Raw genomic sequence first — 15,796 nt, 5'->3', positions numbered from 1 at the left:
GGACTTGCTTGAGGTTCTCGGAGAAGCCAACACTGTTGCGCTCATCGGTCTCCTGGGTGGAATTGCCCTGGGGCTGGCTGCACGCATAGGAAGGTTTTGCACGCTCGGCGCCATTGAGGATTTCCTCTATGGGTCGGATGACGGCCGCCTGCGCATGTGGGCTTTTGCGATTGGAATTGCGATCATCGGCTCGCATGTCGCAATGTCTACCGGTTACCTTGAAGGCGCGAGCACAGCTTATCTGGACAGGGTTTGGAACCCGCTTGGATCCATCATTGGAGGCTTGTTGTTCGGCTATGGAATGGCGCTCAGCGGAAACTGTGGCTATGGAGCACTCGCGCGCCTTGGCGGCGGGGATCTGAGAGCCTTTGTAATTGTGCTTGTCATGGGCTTGTCCGCCTACTTCGTAATGTCCGGCCCGTTGGCTCATTTCCGTGTCTGGCTTTTCCCGGTCGAAACAGGCGCTCAAACGCCGCAAGGGATCAGCCAGTTTTTTGAAGCCGGTTTCGGCGTTGCACCTGTCGTCACGGGCGTCATCGTTGGCGGTCTGATCATCGCATTCACGCTCAGCAACTCTGCATTCCGCAACTCGCCGCACCAGATCTTCTGGGGCGCTGTAGTTGGCCTTGCCATCGTCTCCGGATGGGTCGGGACGTATTGGGTCGCCATGACCGGCTTTGAGGCGGAACCTATTGAAACACACACATTCGCTGCCCCGATTGGCGACACTATCTATTACGGTATGACCGCATCCGGAAACACTCTGTCCTTCAGCGTCGGGTCGGTTATCGGCGTCATTATCGGCGCGTTTCTAGGCTCCTTTTCCAAAGGACACTTCCGGTGGGAGGCCTGCGAGGACCCGCGAGAACTGCGTCGTCAGATAACCGGCGCGGCGATCATGGGACCGGGGGCGATTTTGGCGATTGGCTGCAGTGTCGGACAGGGGATTTCCGCATTTTCCGTGCTGGCTTTCAGTGCTCCGGTAACGTTCCTTGCAATATTTGCAGGGGCAGCAATCGGCCTCAAACAACTCATCACCGGCTTTGCCCCGGCTGAATAGACAAAACCGTCCCATTTGAAGAACTGTCAACCGCTAACGCACCCTTAGCGGTAATCATATTCATAATATCGAATTTTTCTATACTTTCTTGAGTTCGGTCAATGCACACCGGATCCCGATCTTGAAAACTGTTGGAACATTTAACGACTGAGAGCACCGATCCCGCAGCAGAGGACTGATCATGGACCTGACGCATATCCTTGACAGACTTTCAGAACCGACGGTGCTTTTGTTTGGCGGACTTCTGGTTGGTGTGCTGTTCGGTGCGCTCGCGCAGCAAAGCCGCTTCTGCCTGCGCGCCGCTGCGTTGGAGTTTTCACGGCGCCGGCCCGCAGACCGTCTGCCCATCTGGCTCCTGGCCTTTTCAAGCGCCTTGATTGCCACACAGGTTCTGGCACGTTTCGGTGAAATCGATACCGGCGAAACCCGCCAGCTTGCCTCCCCCAAAGCCTTTCCGGTGCTTTGATCGGGGGGATGATGTTCGGCGCAGGCATGGTCATGGCCCGCGGATGCGCAAGCCGTCTTCTGGTGCTTTCTGCAACGGGAAACCTGCGTGCCCTGCTGTCCGGGCTGGTATTTGCCGTTGTCGCCCAGGCCAGTCTTTACGGCAGCCTCAAACCAATGCGCGACTGGCTCTCCGGTCTTTGGACAACGGTGGATACGGGTGGCAACAATCTGAGCTATTTTCTCGGCATGACGGACAGCGCCATATTCCTCTTCGGCGGTCTCTGGTTCCTGGCCGGTCTCGCATTCGCCTGGCGCAACCGCAGCTCCATTTGGCAAACGGCAGCCGCCATCGGAGCCGGCCTCACGGTTCCGCTGGCGCTGTGGTTCACCACCTCCATGACACGGCAGGCTTTCGACCCGGTCCCGGTTGATGGCGTTACCTTCACCGGCCCCTCAGCCGATATGCTGATGCGTTTCCTGTCCTCCCCTTTCGAAGGAATAGACTTCAACACCGGCCTTGTGCCCGGCGTGTTCCTCGGCTCTTTTCTGGCGGCCTTTTTGACAAGACAACTCCTCTTGCAGGGTTTTGAAAGCGGTCCTTCCATGGCCCGGTATCTGACCGGTGCAGCACTGATGGGGTTTGGCGGCATGCTGGCAGGAGGCTGCGCCGTTGGCGCCGGCATCACGGGGGCGTCCATCTTCGCAGTCACGGCATGGCTGACGTTGATCGGCATCTGGATGTCCGCTGTGGTCACCGACCATGTGTTCGCTCGGCTGTCCGTTTTCTCAAGAATAGGACCGGCACATGCTAGTTTCGACTGACTGGCGAACGACACACAGTCAGTCTGCGCGGTTCTTAAAGGTGAATGCGCCCGGTCACGATCGCGGTTGCCAGCGCTTGCTCGCGCGTGCGCGCTCCAAGCTTTGCCCGTGCGTTGCGCAAATGCAGATCGACCGTGACCGCCTGGATCGACATATGCTCGGCAATCCGCGCAGTTCTATAGCCCTTGGCCAGCAAAAGAAGGCATTCACGTTCCCGGTTGCTCAGGCTGGCTTGCGACAGGTTTTCCAGGCGGCCGATCTTGTGGTGCGCAATCGCCGCACAGATGTGAAGCAATGTGCCAAACTGTTCGTTGACCGCCTCAATGTCAGGCCGTGACAAGTCGCTGACAAGATTCCACCCTTTGACAACCGGGTCGTCCTCTCGCGACATTCTGAGCGCAATCCCGGACGTCAGGCCATGTTCCTCGGCACGGCGAATGACAGCAATGTCTTCCTCGGTCAGATACGCATGATCCGGCAGAAAATGAATTCCGGTCATGAACTGACTGGGCAGGTTGGGCGCGTAAATGAAGAGCGGGTCGCGCTCATAGTCCTTTTGCTTGAAGTAAGCAGCCTTCCATTCGGTCAACTGATCGGAAAACCAGATATCATCGGCAGTCGGCACGATGTCTCGTCTGCGCTGGCCGTAAACAGCCCCCTTGAAACCGAAACTTTCAAAAAATCCGATCGTTTTTTCCCAAGCTGCCTGTGGGCTATCGGCCGACAAGACTTGGTCGGCAAACTGCTCCAGTTTCTTCATTTCGTGACGATCTTCTCCCGGACTAAAAGAATGTTTTAGGCGCTCAGCTAATGAAATCCATAGCTTGAGCGTTTTTTACGCCGCGTTAGTGTCGATGGCAGAGAGAAGGATTTTCTGTGATCACACAAGTCAAGAACCGCTCAAAAGTCGAGCTTCATTTAAACACAAAAGTGTTTTCCCCAGTCCGCAGAGCCCTCATACCCGGTCTATTTTCTGGCATTTTCGGGGCTTTTGCCTTGGCGCTTTCGCCGGTTTCTTCCGCCGCCGAGGCAGCTGAATGCGAAATCATTTCCGACGTCAGTCTTTACTATGAACGCCTGGAACAGGCGATCATGCTGATGGAATACAAAGACATCGTGGTGCGTGCGACTGACGGCAAAATACGGTGCGAAGAAGACGCCGGCAACGCGCGGCAATTGTGTTCGGTCGAAGGCCCCGGCGAAATGCTGGTCGATTCTGAACGAGGCACTTTTGTTGTGCGCTTGCCTGCAGACACCGTGAGTGAAGTTCAGATCTATCAGACAGGTGATCTTTCCTGTGGCCCGAAATCGAACTGACGTCTTTTAAGCTTCCATTTCATTCAAGGAAACACGACCATGAAGATGCTGTGCCTTGCAGCACTCACCCTTTCACTGTCCGCCGCGGTTTCAGTAGCCAGCGAAACAGACACCAAACCAACCTGCGAAAAGCTGGTCTCGCTCTATATCGAATTGGGAAAGAGCTCAGGTCAGACCGTCAGCAAAGAAGCCGCCCGCGCCGCCGTGATGTCCGAAAACCCAAGCGACACAGACTGCGCCGCAATGCTGGCTCTCTTTTCCAAACAGAAATGACGCGAACAGGAAGGTTCGACCGTATCTGCCTTACCGCAAAGGCGGAAAAAACGATCAAGGCCGCTTGCACCCTTGAGCCGTTTGGTGGCTCCCTATGAGGCTGAATTGTTTTCGAATTGCGCCCTTGCGTGAGACATGATCAGCACAACTTTTTGGAATTGCCTGTTCGAGATTTTGCCCCCTCGATAGCCTCTCTAATATTCCTCCCGCATCCGCAATTCGAGGCAAATCATCTTTGCTGAGACACACGGCATCCGTTTCAATAATGCCCTAAAACTCGACCTCGAATGGTTACGTCGCACACTTGACGACAATCCCGCCTATTATAACAACGCAAAGAACTGCCATGACGAACTTGATGCGCAAAGCCTTCGAAGCATCGTTCTCATCAGGCCAAATCTCCATCGGTTCAGCTCCTTATGAGTCACAATTTATTTGCAGATCACCACCAACTGACGACTTCTTTACTGTCTTCTTTCGAAGTACCTAATGCCGCTAGCATACATTGCCTGAAACCATTCTTCGCAGTCTTGCTTTAACTCTGCGCTGCCTCTGCTCTGGATGTATTTCATGGTGTCTGCTCGTCCAGCAGCAAATTCATCGGTTTCGCCGTACTCGTCAACCAGGTAGGGCCAAGGGCCGTTAGCAGCGTCTTCAGTCAATTTCCAAGCCGGGCAGTTCTCCAAAATTGCGGAGATTTTCCCCGTATTGAAAGCGGCGTCGTCAGCGTGTGCAACAAAGTTGCAAGAAAGAAAGGCAACGCTTGCGACCAATAGTTTTTTCGACATTTTCTCAGCCGCTCCCTAAAAGAAACACTGATAAATCCAAATCATATCACACGCGTAGGTAAAACCCGGTTGCCTCATATCGTTGCTAGCAGGCAGCCCACCTGTCGAGGTCCAGACCCAGGACAGAAGAAGCAACAAGAGGACAAGTAAACTTGCTTTATTTGCCTTTGAAACCATCGTCCCCTACCTTCGAAACACAAACAGCCGCCTGCATCGCGGGTGTCGATAGTGGCGTAAATTACTCGGTCAAAAATTTGGTCTTTACCCAACCAACAATGAGAGCGTTGCCGCTCTTCCAGGCGATCTTAGTCCAGTAATTGCCGCGCTCAAATTGATTGAGATTAGAGGCGTCGTCACACGTAATAGGGACTTGATCAAGATTCTCCAGAGCTGTTGCGTTCGGTGGCAGAACGCCAACAACCCCAAAACCGGTTCCCGGCCCAGAGCGCACGTTCAGATGATCGTTTTCCAAAACATCTGTGACATCATAATAGTCCGGGCCGTCAGCACATGCCTGAACATAGGCTGGCCAAGTCGCTCCCAGAACAAACAAAAACATTGCTGGTGCAATTGAACAAATCAACCTTGGCATTAATCAAAGACTCCTTATGAGTCACTTACGTACTAAAAAATTTGCGCATTCATGAGTGATTTAACACTAATTAATATCGATCTCGGGAAATGGTACACGTCTCGCCAGTGAACTGCATGTCAGCGTTAAAATATGCAATGCAGCGAATGACTGGATAACTATCTTTTATACGCCAGAAAGTTACTATAGCTTGTCGACCGTCTGGCCAACTTAGGCCGTTTGAAGAAATCAATATACCTTCTCCGGCTCCAAGTGCTGCAGAACTTGAGCCTGGAACCGCTTGCCATTCACTTGCAAATCCAGATGACGAAATACCCATCGCTAAAGCAGCAAACAATGCTTTCTTTGAAGCTTTCTTGGCCATGACCCGCTCCATTGTAGTTCGGTATAATTTGCTGAAACGGATCAAACCAAAGATGCCATTCGGTTTAATCCGCTCCTATCCTGACCAGCCACGTTTTCTGCAATATACCTCGCCAACACGTGTTGCTTCGGCAGATGTATTCTCGCGCAGCGGGAGTTCGACCCTCTCTCCGCGAAACGTAACGATCGCCTTTGAATTTAACTGGTCGTGCTGAACTGACATCCCCGGTTCATATGGCATCTGGTTCACTCCTTATGAGTCACTATCCTGGCAGCCATCGTCACCTCTTGGTGTTTCAGGCTCAACTCGAACTCGACTAGGATCTATTCGTTCAAAACAACCATCGGGATCCACGCGAACATAGCCGTATGTAGCACCGGGTGCACGCGCATCTTCAAGAGCTTGCTTTAGGGCATCCATGGAGAATTCTAAGTTCTGTTTGTATCGCTGTACGTGCGCAGGTATTTCCGGCTTGTCCGACATGTCGGCTCCTTAGGAGTCACGCTCCTTCGACACGATTTCATGTCTCAGGTTTCGAGTTTTCAGCAACATGATCAACCAGTACACAGTTGCCAATATCAGAAAGAAAGTAGCGCCAAATGCGAATTTTGAAGCGCTGTCATACATCCCCGCTGAGAGGTAAACGACCCACAGTGTAAAAAGGGCTATTGCGCCACGGTGGATAGAATCTTTTTTACTCATTTATCAACCGTTTTTCCCTGACTTACGACTTCTATCATCGTGCATCGGCTCCTCAGTTTGAGCATGTTTTTCCAAATTTAATTTAATCAAGCCGGTATTGATTGATGCTACTTCACCAGCAGGTTTTTAGGTCCTGATTTTAAAACGACCTCGAAGATCTCTTCCATTTGCGTTTTTTGAAGCGATATCCGCGAGTACCAATCTTTCCCATTGACTTTGAGTACATCAGGCCAATTATCGGCTAGGTCTTTCCCTGCCTGCTCGCTGTTGTGCTTGATCGTGTTGCAAAGCAGCCGGACTCCTCAATACGTTCATGCACGTCCCAGCCTAGGTTACGTGCGCGTTCTTGGTAGCCACCTCCACCTGTATCTGCCTTCTTTAGCGTGCGCTCCCAAGCATGATAAATTGCTGGAACGAACGAGATCTCGCAGGTCCATAATTGCCTGTTTTAAACTTTGTATTTCGCACTCAAGAATTTGACTTTGTTCCCAAGCGACGACGTCATTTACAATCTCACCAATAAATTCGTTGCCTTGAACATATTCTTCTAGCGCTTTCTCGGTATCAGCTACTTGTTTAGTTAAACTCGTTTCAGCTGCTAGGTACGCGGTCTTAAGCGCCTGGATGGTTTGCTGAAACTCAAAACCAATGAAGCTAAAGTTAAATGACACCACTTTGAAACGCTCCTTATGAGTCACGCTTAGTTTCTGGTCTAGCTTCTCTGGCACTGGCGTTCTTGGGACGGCGTGCAGCGATAATCTTCTGTGTTTCGAGGTCAGAAAAACCGACAGCCAGAAGATCTCTGTATTCTTTAGCATCGTAACCATCTGGCACCGGATAGTCGTCAAATCGCTTCAAGCGTACAAGTTCTTTGGCTCTAGCGACGGCCTTCGCTCTGGCATCCATCAGAAAAACTGCGGCGGCGCTTATCACAGCACTCGCCCAGAAAATCCAACCATTTTGAGAAACGACACCACCATGATGGGAACATGCCCCTCGTGACCCGATGGATGAAGAGTGCCAACCGTCGCGGCAAACAGGAGGTAAACCAAAGAAGATGTTCAACAAGATCATCGCAACAAAGAATACTCCAATACCCAACAGCCATGGGTTGATCGGATATTCTGGTTTTAGTGGTTGGTATTGCCTGGAATAGTCAGGCCGCATGTCCGCTCCTTGTGGGTCTAATTGTTTATTCAATACCAAAATCAAGCCAGCCTGACAGAACGCAGTTTTTGGTTGCGTACAGCTATTGAACTACTTTTAATACAAATATTGGAAATGGGAGGACAGAATGAAGTTATTTTCACATTTTTCCGCTGTCGTTTTTTTGATTCTATCTTCAACCGCTGGAATTGCGGCACCGGAATGGCACGGAATTGGGCACCCCGGTAGTTATAGTGATGGCTATTCCACCTGTTCGAAAGGGCCGGTTCCGAAAAAGAACACTGCTCCTCAAATGGAGAGATTGGCAACATTGCAGTTTGCTTCACGGATAGGAACAACGGGCAACCTGACAATGCATGCGCCAATACTTCAGAGTGGTGCGGTTACCAAGGTGGCGTAAGTCTCTCCAAAGTAACTACTGAGCAACCTACTGGTATTATTTACTTCTGCGCAAACTAAGTCAGCATTGAAGAAGCGATCGAATTCGTTTGGGAGCCGGTACGCCCGGCTCCTTATGAGTCACGTTTCATTTTTGCGAGTACAGCCGCTCCTTTATTTCACCAAGGTTCTTCGTTCATAACATCTCGGCAGACGATCATTTCGCGCTCAGCATCTGCCACTGTCGTACCGTTCATGACTTCATTGGCCATCCAGTCGCACGGACCATCTCGACGCGATTGACAGAGGCATTTCCCATAGAGCCCAGAACACAGGCGGTATGCTTCCTCATGCTCTTCATCCGGGTCATTAGCCACTGTTCCGGCTCCCTATGAGTCACACAATCGTTCTGTACAAGACGAACGAAACGCCGACTAAAATGACAAAACCGATCAATCCGAAACCGTACAGCATCTTGATCAATAGCCGTTGCTCGGAATCTAGCCCGGAAGAGTTTTTGTCTCGCCTTTGCACCGCGTTCGGCTCCTTATGAGTCACAGTTTTTCCGCAAGGAATATCGGATTTTCCCCCACGGTTATGGGTTCGCCAGATCCAATGCGGTCAAGATGACCAACGCGCGCTTTATTCCTCTTTCGCAAAGACGCGCGAACTATTTCGTCATGAGACAATGACCGGCAGTACAGGCGTTGAAGGATCACCAAAACCTCGTCTTGTGAGTATCCTGGGATCTCTTTTTCAAAGATCTTGTTTAGGCCGTCGAAGCCTTTGATGAGCCAACCCGACATGTCTTCGCTCCTTATGAATCTGTTTCTTTTTCGAAACGCGCTACATCCATTGTGATGTGAAGCGTGGTGATGTGGCCGGTTTCAAGTGCGTGCTTTTTGGCCTTCGCTTCACAGTCAGAGCCCCACCACTCTTGATCGCAATCGGTGCACAGAGACATCTTGTCAATCTGGTACTTGCGGACCTTAAACCTTTCGTCCTGCACCGTTCCGGCTCCTTTGCGAGGCACCAATTCAGACAGAACAGGAACAGAGCATCCGATCCGACATCGGATTTATATCGGAACTAATCGGATATTTCCACTTTGTTCACGGCGCACAAATTGCGCTTTGTCGTGAAAATTCTTTTCTTTTCAATAAGAAAGATTTGGTGGGTGAGTGGGGGCTCGAACCCCAGACCCGCTGATTAAGAGTCAGCTGCTCTACCAACTGAGCTACACACCCATCGTCGCGTTCACCACATAAGTGCGGCTCGCAAGGAGATGGGCTGTATATAGGGCGTGCTGCATCAAAGCAATGGAAGTTGAGACACTTTTTTGAAGAATGGGCGACAGAGACATGACGGGATCAGGCTCCAGGAAACTTTGAGCAAAGATTGCAATCTGACCGGACGCTTCCCGTAACATTCAAAAACATCTGCGATCTTTAGCGCAATAATCGAAATTGGGGCTTGACCCGCCAAATCCGCCTCACTAGGGTGCAGCGCATCAAGACCGGGCGGACAGCCTGGCTTGTGTCATGGATCCAGAGGCTGAAAGAGGCCGATTGATCAAGGCGGTACGAAAAGGTGCCACACTGTCCAAAACCGGGCCTCAAACGCCCGCAAGCATCAAAGGACCGGGACGACATGATGATGTCGCTCATTCTAGTAGTGGTAGGAAAGCGCGCCTCCGCGGCGGGATAATCCCGGACGGACAGTATGGCGCGCGACCAAGGCTCCCCAAGGGGCCTTTTTTTGTACCCGCCTCCTGACCGCGCTTCTTCCTAGACACCAACCGGACCTTTGACGCCGCATGCGAATGAGGAAACAACAAGAACTGACGAGCCAAAACCTGACTATTTCAGGTGCTTGAATTGAGGACGAGAACGAATGACACGGGAAATGACCGGCGCCGAAATGGTCATACAGGCGCTGAAAGACCAGGGAGTTGACACGATCTTCGGCTACCCGGGCGGTGCAGTGCTTCCCATCTATGACGAGATCGTTCAGCAGGAAGGCCTTGAGCACATTCTTGTGCGCCATGAGCAGGGCGCTGGCCACGCGGCCGAAGGATATGCCCGCTCCACCGGCAAACCGGGCGTTGCGCTGGTCACGTCCGGCCCAGGTGCGACCAACATGGTGACCGCGCTGACCGATGCGATGCTCGACAGCATTCCGCTCGTTTGCATTTCCGGGCAGGTGCCGACCCACCTCATCGGCAACGATGCCTTTCAGGAATGCGATACAGTCGGCATAACCCGTCCCTGCACCAAGCACAATTGGCTCGTACGCGACGTCGAAGATCTGGCCCGCGTTCTGCACGAGGCGTTTTACGTCGCGACCTCCGGCCGTCCCGGTCCGGTTGTTGTCGATGTCCCCAAAGACGTACAATTCGCGACCGGAACGTATCAGGGGCCGACGCCAAACCCCGCAGCCGCCCACAAGAGCTACCGACCGCAGGTCAAGGGGGATGCCGCCAGCATCCGCCATGCAGTTGAATTGATGGCTGCTGCGAAGAAACCGATCCTTTATACGGGCGGCGGGGTGATCAATTCCGGCACGCAAGCCTGCCAACTGCTGCGTGAACTGGTTTCGCTGACCGGCTTCCCGATCACATCGACACTGATGGGCTTGGGCGCATATCCGGCTTCTGGAGACAACTGGCTCGGTATGCTGGGCATGCATGGTACGTTTGAAGCCAACATGACGATGCATGACTGCGATCTGATGGTGTGCATCGGCGCACGTTTCGACGACCGCATCACCGGGCGCACCGATGCCTTTTCGCCGAATTCACGCAAGATCCATATCGATATCGACCCCTCTTCGATCAACAAGACCATCAATGTCGATCTGCCGATCATTGGCGACGTCGGTCATGTGCTTGAAGATATGGTACGCATCTGGCGCTCTTCGTCCATGAAGGCGGATGAAAGCGCAATGAAAGCCTGGTGGGAGCAGATCGATGCATGGCGGGCCCGCAATTCACTTGCCTATAAGCCCAATTCAGATGTGATCATGCCGCAGCACGCAATCCAGCGGCTTTATGAACTGACCAAGCACCGCAAGACCTTCATCTCCACTGAAGTTGGCCAGCATCAGATGTGGGCGGCCCAGTTTTACGGTTTCGAAGAGCCAAACCGCTGGCTCACGTCCGGCGGGCTCGGAACAATGGGCTACGGCCTGCCTGCCGCCATTGGCGCTCAGGTTGCCCACCGCGATGCGCTTTGTGTGGACATTGCCGGTGATGCCTCGATCCTGATGAACATTCAGGAGATGTCGACCGCTGTTCAATACGGCCTTCCGGTCAAGGCGTTCATCCTGAACAACCAGTATATGGGCATGGTGCGGCAGTGGCAGCAGCTGCTGCACGGCAACCGCTTGTCCCATTCCTACACCGACAGCCTGCCCGACTTCGTAAAACTGGCGGAAGCTTATGGCGGCGTTGGTTTCCGGGTGGAAAAACCGGCTGACCTGGACGGTGCCATCGAGGAAATGATCGCCATCGACAAACCGGTCCTTTTTGACTGCCGCGTCGCCAATCTCGCCAATTGCTTCCCGATGATCCCCTCGGGCAAGGCCCACAATGAAATGCTGCTGCCGGACGAAGCCAACGACGAAGCAGTTGCCAACGCAATCAGTGCTGAAGGCAAGTCTCTCGTCTAAGGCGGCCAGGCAAAGGATTTTTAAACATGAACGCACAGAATGTAGATGCGCCTTCCGCCTATTTCCTAGCGGAAGTCAGCAATGAGATCGAAACCCACACGCTATCGCTTCTCGTCGACAACGAGCCGGGCGTGCTCGCCCGCGTGATTGGCCTCTTCTCCGGCCGGGGCTACAATATCGACAGTCTGACCGTGTCGGAAACCGAGCACGAAAAGCATCTTTCGCGGATCACAATCGTGACGACGGGAACACCGATGATCATCGAGCAGATCCGTCATCAGCTCGATCGCCTGGTGCCTGTACACCGGGTGACCGACTTGACGGTGCGCGCCCGCCGGGCCAACCAGGACAAGCCCCTGGAACGCGAACTCGCTTTGGTAAAAGTTGTTGGTGACGGCGACAAGCGGCTTGAAGCACTGCGCCTCGGCGATGCCTTCCGGGCAACCGTGATCGACGCGACCACGGATCATTTCGTCTTCGAGATCACGGGACGCACGTCCAAGATCGAGCAGTTCATCGCCATCATGAAACCGCTTGGCCTGGTTGAAGTCTCCCGCACAGGTGTCGCTGCCGTCCAGCGTGGTCCTGAGGGGCTCTGACCTCTGGCACCAAAATCCAAGAGCTTTAAGTAGAAAGGCCGGCTGCCTATATGCAGCTGGCCTGCTTCTTTTTGGAGTGTTCATGCCTTTTGATCTTTCAACCTATCTCGCCCGAATAGGTCTTCACGAGCACCCGAGCACTCTTGAAGGCTTGAGGAAGCTTCAAGCGGCCCAGATCGCTTCCATTCCATTTGAAAACGTTTTGCCTTTCCTGGGACGGGTGCCAGATCTTGACGACGAAACCCTCTGGCAAAAACTCGTGCTGGACCGCAAAGGCGGCTATTGTTTCGAGTTGAATGCCTTGCTGGACAGGGCCCTTTCAGCCCTCGGCCTTCCCAGTCAACGGGTGCTTGCCCGGGTCCGAATGGGCGCTGAAGAAGGCGGCGTTCGCTCACATCAGGCGCATATCGTTGAAATGGATGGAGCCGACTGGCTGCTGGATGCCGGCTTTGGCGGCCAGGCACCGGCTGAACCGATCAACCTCTCTACAAGCGAGGAGCAACCCGTCCGGGACCAGACTTACCGTATACGGTTTGACGCTGCTGAAAACGAAGAAGTTCTTGAGCGAAAGACCGCCGCAGGCTGGGTGTCGCTTTATGGGTTCGACCGGGTGTCACCCAAGCAGGTTGACGTGCAGGCTGCCAACTACCTTTGCGCCAAATGGCCGGAGATTTCCTTTTCGTCTTCCATCAAGTTCTACCGGTTGACCGATGACGGATGGATCAGCTTTCAAAATGGCCTTGCAGGCTTTACGTCAAACGGGGTCAAGGCGTCACGCACCATTTTAACCTCAAGCGACCTTTCCAGATTTATGCGTGAAGACCTCGGTCTTGGGTACAACGATGCCGACATCGAAGCGACTGCCAAACGTCTCGCCACCCTGCCTCCGCCTGCTGTCACCAGCTAACGGTTTCCTTCGCGGACGGCAGGTTTCTTACGCGTAATAGCCATCGCGCAGATTTATGCCGTGCTCCACAAAGGCCTTCAGACAACACAGCATTTGCGTCCAACCCTCGCAGTTCCCGTAGGACGCCTTGCTGCCTTTGGCAGTTTCACCCCAGCCTTCCTCGCTGATGGTTATAAGTGTCCTGCCATCATCAAGTTCGCTGAATTCCATTGTAACCGTGGTTTCGCCCTGGTCTTCGCCGTCAGCCTGTTCATCAGACGCCCAGTGAAGAACAATTTTCCGATCTTTGATGACTTCACTCACCCTGACTGGAAATTGACCGGGAAATTCGGCAAAGCTCCACAAGACAGTTGCACCCGGCTCTATGCGCCCCTCAGCGCCGCCAGTGGTGAAATAGCCTGACAAACGGCCTGGATTGACGACGGCCTCAAAAACGTCAGACACCGGTTTGGAAATCCGGCCGGATACGTTGAACGACAACATGGTCTTATTCTCCCTTCACCACTTCAGTTTTTGCTGGCAAAGGTCACCAGGTTTTCAAGGTGATAGCTCCACCCTCGCCTGTGCGCGTTTACCAGGTCTCGTTGCTCTGCTTCAGGCGCAGCCTGCCACCCACTGTGAACAAGCCTGATGTGGCTCCCTGCTTTCAAAACCGAGATCAGAAAGCTGACTTCAGTCTCAAATGACCAGTCTTCATCCCACCATTTCAGCAACAGGAAATTCGGCGCATGGATCTCAAGAACCTGCCCGTGGGTATGGTGTTCACCAGCTGCGTCTTTCCAAGGCTCATAAAACCTGCCGCCGGAAACCAGGTCCAGAACAACGCTCTCACCCCACCAGAGACGTGGGCTTACGAGAATGTTCCAAAGGCGCTCTGCAGGTGCATGGCACTTTTTTGCAAGGTCGATTTGAACAACAGACATGGCAACTCGCCTTCGTGTGTCTTGCAACATGAGTTATCATGTTATATTTTTATAACATGTCAAGCAGCGATGATTCAGACCGAATATTCAAGGCTCTGGCCGATAGGCGCAGACGCAGGATGCTGGATCTCCTGAAGGGTGGTCCTCAAACGACAGGCACACTCTGTTCCGCCTTCCCTGAGCTGGATCGCTGCACGGTGATGCAGCATATGCGCGTTCTGGAAGCTGCCGATCTCATTATCGTTCAGCGCAAGGGGCGCGAACGCTGGAATCATCTCAATGTTTTGCCGATCAGAGACATCTATGACCGCTGGATCGGCGAATATGCAGAAAGCGCTGTCGAGTTGCTGGCCAGGCTCCGCGCAGACCTTGAAACGCCGCTGAACTGAAGCTGGAAATTTTGTCCGGAACATCCTTCTTATTGACGTTTGCCGACCTAGACGCGACGCAAACGAGCGCGTATACGACACCGGCAATTTATGCCATCGAAGACGCTGCTTCGGTCCCATGGCAACTTCAGGACAAGAGAAGGCAAAACGCCCATGATTCATGGTCTTTCCCGGCCGAAAAATCAGATCCGCTGGCTGCTGCTGGAAGGCATTTCGCCAACAGCGCGCGCGGTTCTTGAAAAGAACGGCTACACCAATGTGGAAGTCCTGCCGGGTGCCTTGGAGCAGGATGCCCTCATCGAGAAACTGCAGGGTGTCCAGATCCTTGGTATTCGCTCTCGAACTCAGGTCACGGAAGAAGTTCTCGAGGCAGCCAAGAGCCTTGTCGCCGTCGGTTGTTTTTCGGTTGGCACCAACCAGGTCGATCTTTCTGCCACATTGAACCGTGGCATACCGGTCTTCAACGCGCCATTTTCGAACACCCGATCAGTCGCCGAGCTGACGATTGCCGAGATCGTCATGCTGATGCGCGGCGTCTTCCCGAAATCGACCGCAGCCCATGAGGGCCGCTGGTTGAAAAGCGCGGTCGGATCCCACGAAATTCGCGGCAAGACGCTCGGGATCGTCGGCTACGGCAATATCGGCACACAGCTTTCCAACCTTGCTGAAGCCATGGGCCTCAGGGTCATTTATTTTGACCTGGTCGACAAACTCCAGCATGGCAACGTCATACCGACCGATAGTCTGGATGCGCTGCTTGGTGAATCAGACGTTGTGTCCCTGCATGTTCCCGATACACCTGGAACACGCAATATGTTCAAGGCCGAACAAATCGCTGCCATGAAAAAGGGCGCGTTCCTGATCAACAACGCCCGTGGTCAGGTGATCGATATCGATGCTCTTGCTGACGCTCTGAAGTCGGGCCATCTGGCCGGCGCTGCGATTGACGTTTTCCCGGTCGAGCCGAAATCCAACAAGGATGAGTTCATTTCCCCGCTGCGCGGCCTGAACAATGTCATTCTGACCCCCCATGTTGGCGGCTCGACGGAAGAAGCCCAGGACCGGATCGGGGAAGAAGTTTCCAAGCGACTGGTGGAATACTCCGATGTCGGCTCCACCATTGGTGCGGTTTCCTTCCCTCAGGTGCAGCTCTCAAGAGGTTCGGACGCGACGCGTTTCATTCAGGTGCATCACAATGCACCCGGTGCCATGAGAACTTTGAACGACCTCTTTACCCGGCACAACCTGAACATCTTTTCCCAGCACATGCAGTCCCATCAGGACATCGGTTATGTGGTGCTGGACGTCGACACACCGGTCGAACAGCCGGTCGAAATCCTGGAAGAAATTCGCAGCCTGCCCAACACGATCAGGGCAAGGTTGCTCAACCGGGTCTGAG

At 53.3% G+C, this 15,796-nt stretch carries 19 protein-coding genes and 1 tRNA gene; 11 read left to right on the top strand and 9 right to left on the bottom strand.

Annotated elements, in window-relative coordinates; genetic code table 11:
* Window positions 1–4 precede the first annotated feature (4 nt).
* The 3 genes from ACZ1HV_RS24960 (at window position 5) to ACZ1HV_RS24950 (ending at window position 2,329) form a co-directional block, all read left to right on the top strand.
* Window positions 5–1,060 (top strand): YeeE/YedE family protein, encoded by a 1,056-nt coding sequence (locus ACZ1HV_RS24960; protein WP_472716650.1) that lies wholly within the window; start codon window positions 5–7, stop codon window positions 1,058–1,060.
* Window positions 1,061–1,241: 181 nt separating this feature from the next.
* On the top strand, window positions 1,242–1,526 hold the full coding sequence (locus ACZ1HV_RS24955; protein WP_472716649.1) for a hypothetical protein: 285 nt from the start codon (window positions 1,242–1,244) through the stop codon (window positions 1,524–1,526).
* Between the two features lie 11 nt (window positions 1,527–1,537).
* A complete protein-coding gene (locus ACZ1HV_RS24950) occupies window positions 1,538–2,329 on the top strand; it encodes a YeeE/YedE family protein (protein WP_472716648.1) in 792 nt (263 codons plus the stop codon).
* Between the two features lie 34 nt (window positions 2,330–2,363).
* Here ACZ1HV_RS24950 and ACZ1HV_RS24945 read toward each other — a convergent pair whose 3' ends face one another.
* On the bottom strand, window positions 2,364–3,089 hold the full coding sequence (locus ACZ1HV_RS24945; protein WP_472716647.1) for a LuxR C-terminal-related transcriptional regulator: 726 nt from the start codon (window positions 3,087–3,089) through the stop codon (window positions 2,364–2,366).
* 236 nt (window positions 3,090–3,325) lie between these two features.
* Here ACZ1HV_RS24945 and ACZ1HV_RS24940 point away from each other — a divergent pair, with 236 nt between their 5' ends.
* Window positions 3,326–3,646, top strand: coding sequence for a hypothetical protein (locus ACZ1HV_RS24940; protein WP_472716646.1), 321 nt, complete (start codon window positions 3,326–3,328; stop codon window positions 3,644–3,646).
* 39 nt (window positions 3,647–3,685) lie between these two features.
* Entirely contained in the window at window positions 3,686–3,919 is a 234-nt protein-coding gene (locus ACZ1HV_RS24935; RefSeq protein ID WP_472716645.1) for a hypothetical protein, read from the top strand.
* 464 nt (window positions 3,920–4,383) lie between these two features.
* Here ACZ1HV_RS24935 and ACZ1HV_RS24930 read toward each other — a convergent pair whose 3' ends face one another.
* From ACZ1HV_RS24930 to ACZ1HV_RS24910, 5 genes are all read right to left on the bottom strand, one after another.
* Window positions 4,384–4,707 carry a hypothetical protein gene (locus ACZ1HV_RS24930; RefSeq protein WP_472716644.1) on the bottom strand — a complete coding sequence of 108 codons (324 nt, stop codon included), beginning with the start codon at window positions 4,705–4,707 and terminating at the stop codon, window positions 4,384–4,386.
* 238 nt (window positions 4,708–4,945) lie between these two features.
* Window positions 4,946–5,299 (bottom strand): SH3 domain-containing protein, encoded by a 354-nt coding sequence (locus ACZ1HV_RS24925; protein ID WP_472716643.1) that lies wholly within the window; start codon window positions 5,297–5,299, stop codon window positions 4,946–4,948.
* Window positions 5,300–5,369: 70 nt separating this feature from the next.
* The gene (locus tag ACZ1HV_RS24920) at window positions 5,370–5,663 is read right to left on the bottom strand and encodes a hypothetical protein (protein WP_472716642.1); all 294 of its coding nucleotides are present in this window, start codon (window positions 5,661–5,663) and stop codon (window positions 5,370–5,372) included.
* A gap of 1,034 nt (window positions 5,664–6,697) precedes the next feature.
* On the bottom strand, window positions 6,698–7,063 hold the full coding sequence (locus ACZ1HV_RS24915; RefSeq protein WP_472716641.1) for a hypothetical protein: 366 nt from the start codon (window positions 7,061–7,063) through the stop codon (window positions 6,698–6,700).
* Window positions 7,053–7,532: a hypothetical protein gene (locus tag ACZ1HV_RS24910; protein WP_472716640.1), complete on the bottom strand. Its 480-nt coding sequence runs from the start codon at window positions 7,530–7,532 to the stop codon at window positions 7,053–7,055. The genes ACZ1HV_RS24915 and ACZ1HV_RS24910 overlap by 11 nt, the downstream gene beginning before the upstream one ends.
* A 127-nt stretch (window positions 7,533–7,659) precedes the next feature.
* Between ACZ1HV_RS24910 and ACZ1HV_RS24905 the strand changes: the two genes are divergently transcribed.
* Window positions 7,660–7,932, top strand: coding sequence for a hypothetical protein (locus tag ACZ1HV_RS24905; protein ID WP_472716639.1), 273 nt, complete (start codon window positions 7,660–7,662; stop codon window positions 7,930–7,932).
* 1,149 nt (window positions 7,933–9,081) lie between these two features.
* On the opposite strand, the gene ACZ1HV_RS24900 is transcribed toward ACZ1HV_RS24905, so the two are convergent.
* Window positions 9,082–9,157: transfer RNA gene (locus ACZ1HV_RS24900), tRNA-Lys, on the bottom strand.
* A 646-nt stretch (window positions 9,158–9,803) separates the two neighbouring features.
* On the opposite strand from ACZ1HV_RS24900, the gene ACZ1HV_RS24895 reads away from it, so the two are divergent.
* The 3 genes from ACZ1HV_RS24895 to ACZ1HV_RS24885 all read left to right on the top strand — a co-directional run bounded on the left by ACZ1HV_RS24895 (window position 9,804) and on the right by ACZ1HV_RS24885 (window position 13,085).
* A complete protein-coding gene (locus ACZ1HV_RS24895) occupies window positions 9,804–11,579 on the top strand; it encodes an acetolactate synthase 3 large subunit (protein WP_472716638.1) in 1,776 nt (591 codons plus the stop codon).
* A 26-nt stretch (window positions 11,580–11,605) separates the two neighbouring features.
* A complete protein-coding gene (ilvN, locus tag ACZ1HV_RS24890; RefSeq protein WP_152500852.1) occupies window positions 11,606–12,178 on the top strand; it encodes an acetolactate synthase small subunit in 573 nt (190 codons plus the stop codon).
* Window positions 12,179–12,260: 82 nt separating this feature from the next.
* On the top strand, window positions 12,261–13,085 hold the full coding sequence (locus ACZ1HV_RS24885) for an arylamine N-acetyltransferase family protein (RefSeq protein ID WP_472716637.1): 825 nt from the start codon (window positions 12,261–12,263) through the stop codon (window positions 13,083–13,085).
* A gap of 27 nt (window positions 13,086–13,112) precedes the next feature.
* Here the strand turns inward: ACZ1HV_RS24885 and ACZ1HV_RS24880 are convergent, their stop codons facing one another.
* Together ACZ1HV_RS24880 and ACZ1HV_RS24875 are read right to left on the bottom strand one after the other, a co-directional pair.
* On the bottom strand, window positions 13,113–13,568 hold the full coding sequence (locus ACZ1HV_RS24880) for an SRPBCC family protein (RefSeq protein ID WP_298822264.1): 456 nt from the start codon (window positions 13,566–13,568) through the stop codon (window positions 13,113–13,115).
* A gap of 23 nt (window positions 13,569–13,591) precedes the next feature.
* Entirely contained in the window at window positions 13,592–14,008 is a 417-nt protein-coding gene (locus ACZ1HV_RS24875) for an SRPBCC family protein (protein WP_298822261.1), read from the bottom strand.
* A gap of 56 nt (window positions 14,009–14,064) precedes the next feature.
* Between ACZ1HV_RS24875 and ACZ1HV_RS24870 the strand changes: the two genes are divergently transcribed.
* Both ACZ1HV_RS24870 and serA read left to right on the top strand, forming a co-directional pair.
* Window positions 14,065–14,397: a helix-turn-helix domain-containing protein gene (locus ACZ1HV_RS24870; RefSeq protein WP_298822269.1), complete on the top strand. Its 333-nt coding sequence runs from the start codon at window positions 14,065–14,067 to the stop codon at window positions 14,395–14,397.
* A 153-nt stretch (window positions 14,398–14,550) separates the two neighbouring features.
* On the top strand, window positions 14,551–15,795 hold the full coding sequence (gene serA / locus ACZ1HV_RS24865; protein ID WP_298822260.1) for a phosphoglycerate dehydrogenase: 1,245 nt from the start codon (window positions 14,551–14,553) through the stop codon (window positions 15,793–15,795).
* Window position 15,796 lies beyond the last annotated feature (1 nt).

Source organism: Roseibium sp. JB4-4 (assembly GCF_055693425.1).
Note: the sequence above shows the minus strand (reverse complement) of the source record. Positions and strands in the feature narration are given on the sequence as shown.

What these genes read in the sequence shown, in the direction of transcription:
- ACZ1HV_RS24955 (WP_472716649.1), top strand. Translation starts at nt 1,242, where the DNA reads ATGGACCTGACGCATATCCTTGACAGACTTTCAGAACCGACGGTGCTT.
- ACZ1HV_RS24950 (WP_472716648.1), top strand. Translation starts at nt 1,538, where the DNA reads ATGTTCGGCGCAGGCATGGTCATGGCCCGCGGATGCGCAAGCCGTCTT.
- ACZ1HV_RS24945 (WP_472716647.1), bottom strand. Translation starts at nt 3,089, where the DNA reads ATGAAGAAACTGGAGCAGTTTGCCGACCAAGTCTTGTCGGCCGATAGC.
- ACZ1HV_RS24935 (WP_472716645.1), top strand. Translation starts at nt 3,686, where the DNA reads ATGAAGATGCTGTGCCTTGCAGCACTCACCCTTTCACTGTCCGCCGCG.
- ACZ1HV_RS24930 (WP_472716644.1), bottom strand. Translation starts at nt 4,707, where the DNA reads ATGTCGAAAAAACTATTGGTCGCAAGCGTTGCCTTTCTTTCTTGCAAC.
- ACZ1HV_RS24925 (WP_472716643.1), bottom strand. Translation starts at nt 5,299, where the DNA reads ATGCCAAGGTTGATTTGTTCAATTGCACCAGCAATGTTTTTGTTTGTT.
- ACZ1HV_RS24920 (WP_472716642.1), bottom strand. Translation starts at nt 5,663, where the DNA reads ATGGCCAAGAAAGCTTCAAAGAAAGCATTGTTTGCTGCTTTAGCGATG.
- ACZ1HV_RS24910 (WP_472716640.1), bottom strand. Translation starts at nt 7,532, where the DNA reads ATGCGGCCTGACTATTCCAGGCAATACCAACCACTAAAACCAGAATAT.
- ACZ1HV_RS24905 (WP_472716639.1), top strand. Translation starts at nt 7,660, where the DNA reads ATGAAGTTATTTTCACATTTTTCCGCTGTCGTTTTTTTGATTCTATCT.
- ACZ1HV_RS24895 (WP_472716638.1), top strand. Translation starts at nt 9,804, where the DNA reads ATGACACGGGAAATGACCGGCGCCGAAATGGTCATACAGGCGCTGAAA.
- ilvN (WP_152500852.1), top strand. Translation starts at nt 11,606, where the DNA reads ATGAACGCACAGAATGTAGATGCGCCTTCCGCCTATTTCCTAGCGGAA.
- ACZ1HV_RS24885 (WP_472716637.1), top strand. Translation starts at nt 12,261, where the DNA reads ATGCCTTTTGATCTTTCAACCTATCTCGCCCGAATAGGTCTTCACGAG.
- ACZ1HV_RS24880 (WP_298822264.1), bottom strand. Translation starts at nt 13,568, where the DNA reads ATGTTGTCGTTCAACGTATCCGGCCGGATTTCCAAACCGGTGTCTGAC.
- ACZ1HV_RS24875 (WP_298822261.1), bottom strand. Translation starts at nt 14,008, where the DNA reads ATGTCTGTTGTTCAAATCGACCTTGCAAAAAAGTGCCATGCACCTGCA.
- ACZ1HV_RS24870 (WP_298822269.1), top strand. Translation starts at nt 14,065, where the DNA reads ATGTCAAGCAGCGATGATTCAGACCGAATATTCAAGGCTCTGGCCGAT.
- serA (WP_298822260.1), top strand. Translation starts at nt 14,551, where the DNA reads ATGATTCATGGTCTTTCCCGGCCGAAAAATCAGATCCGCTGGCTGCTG.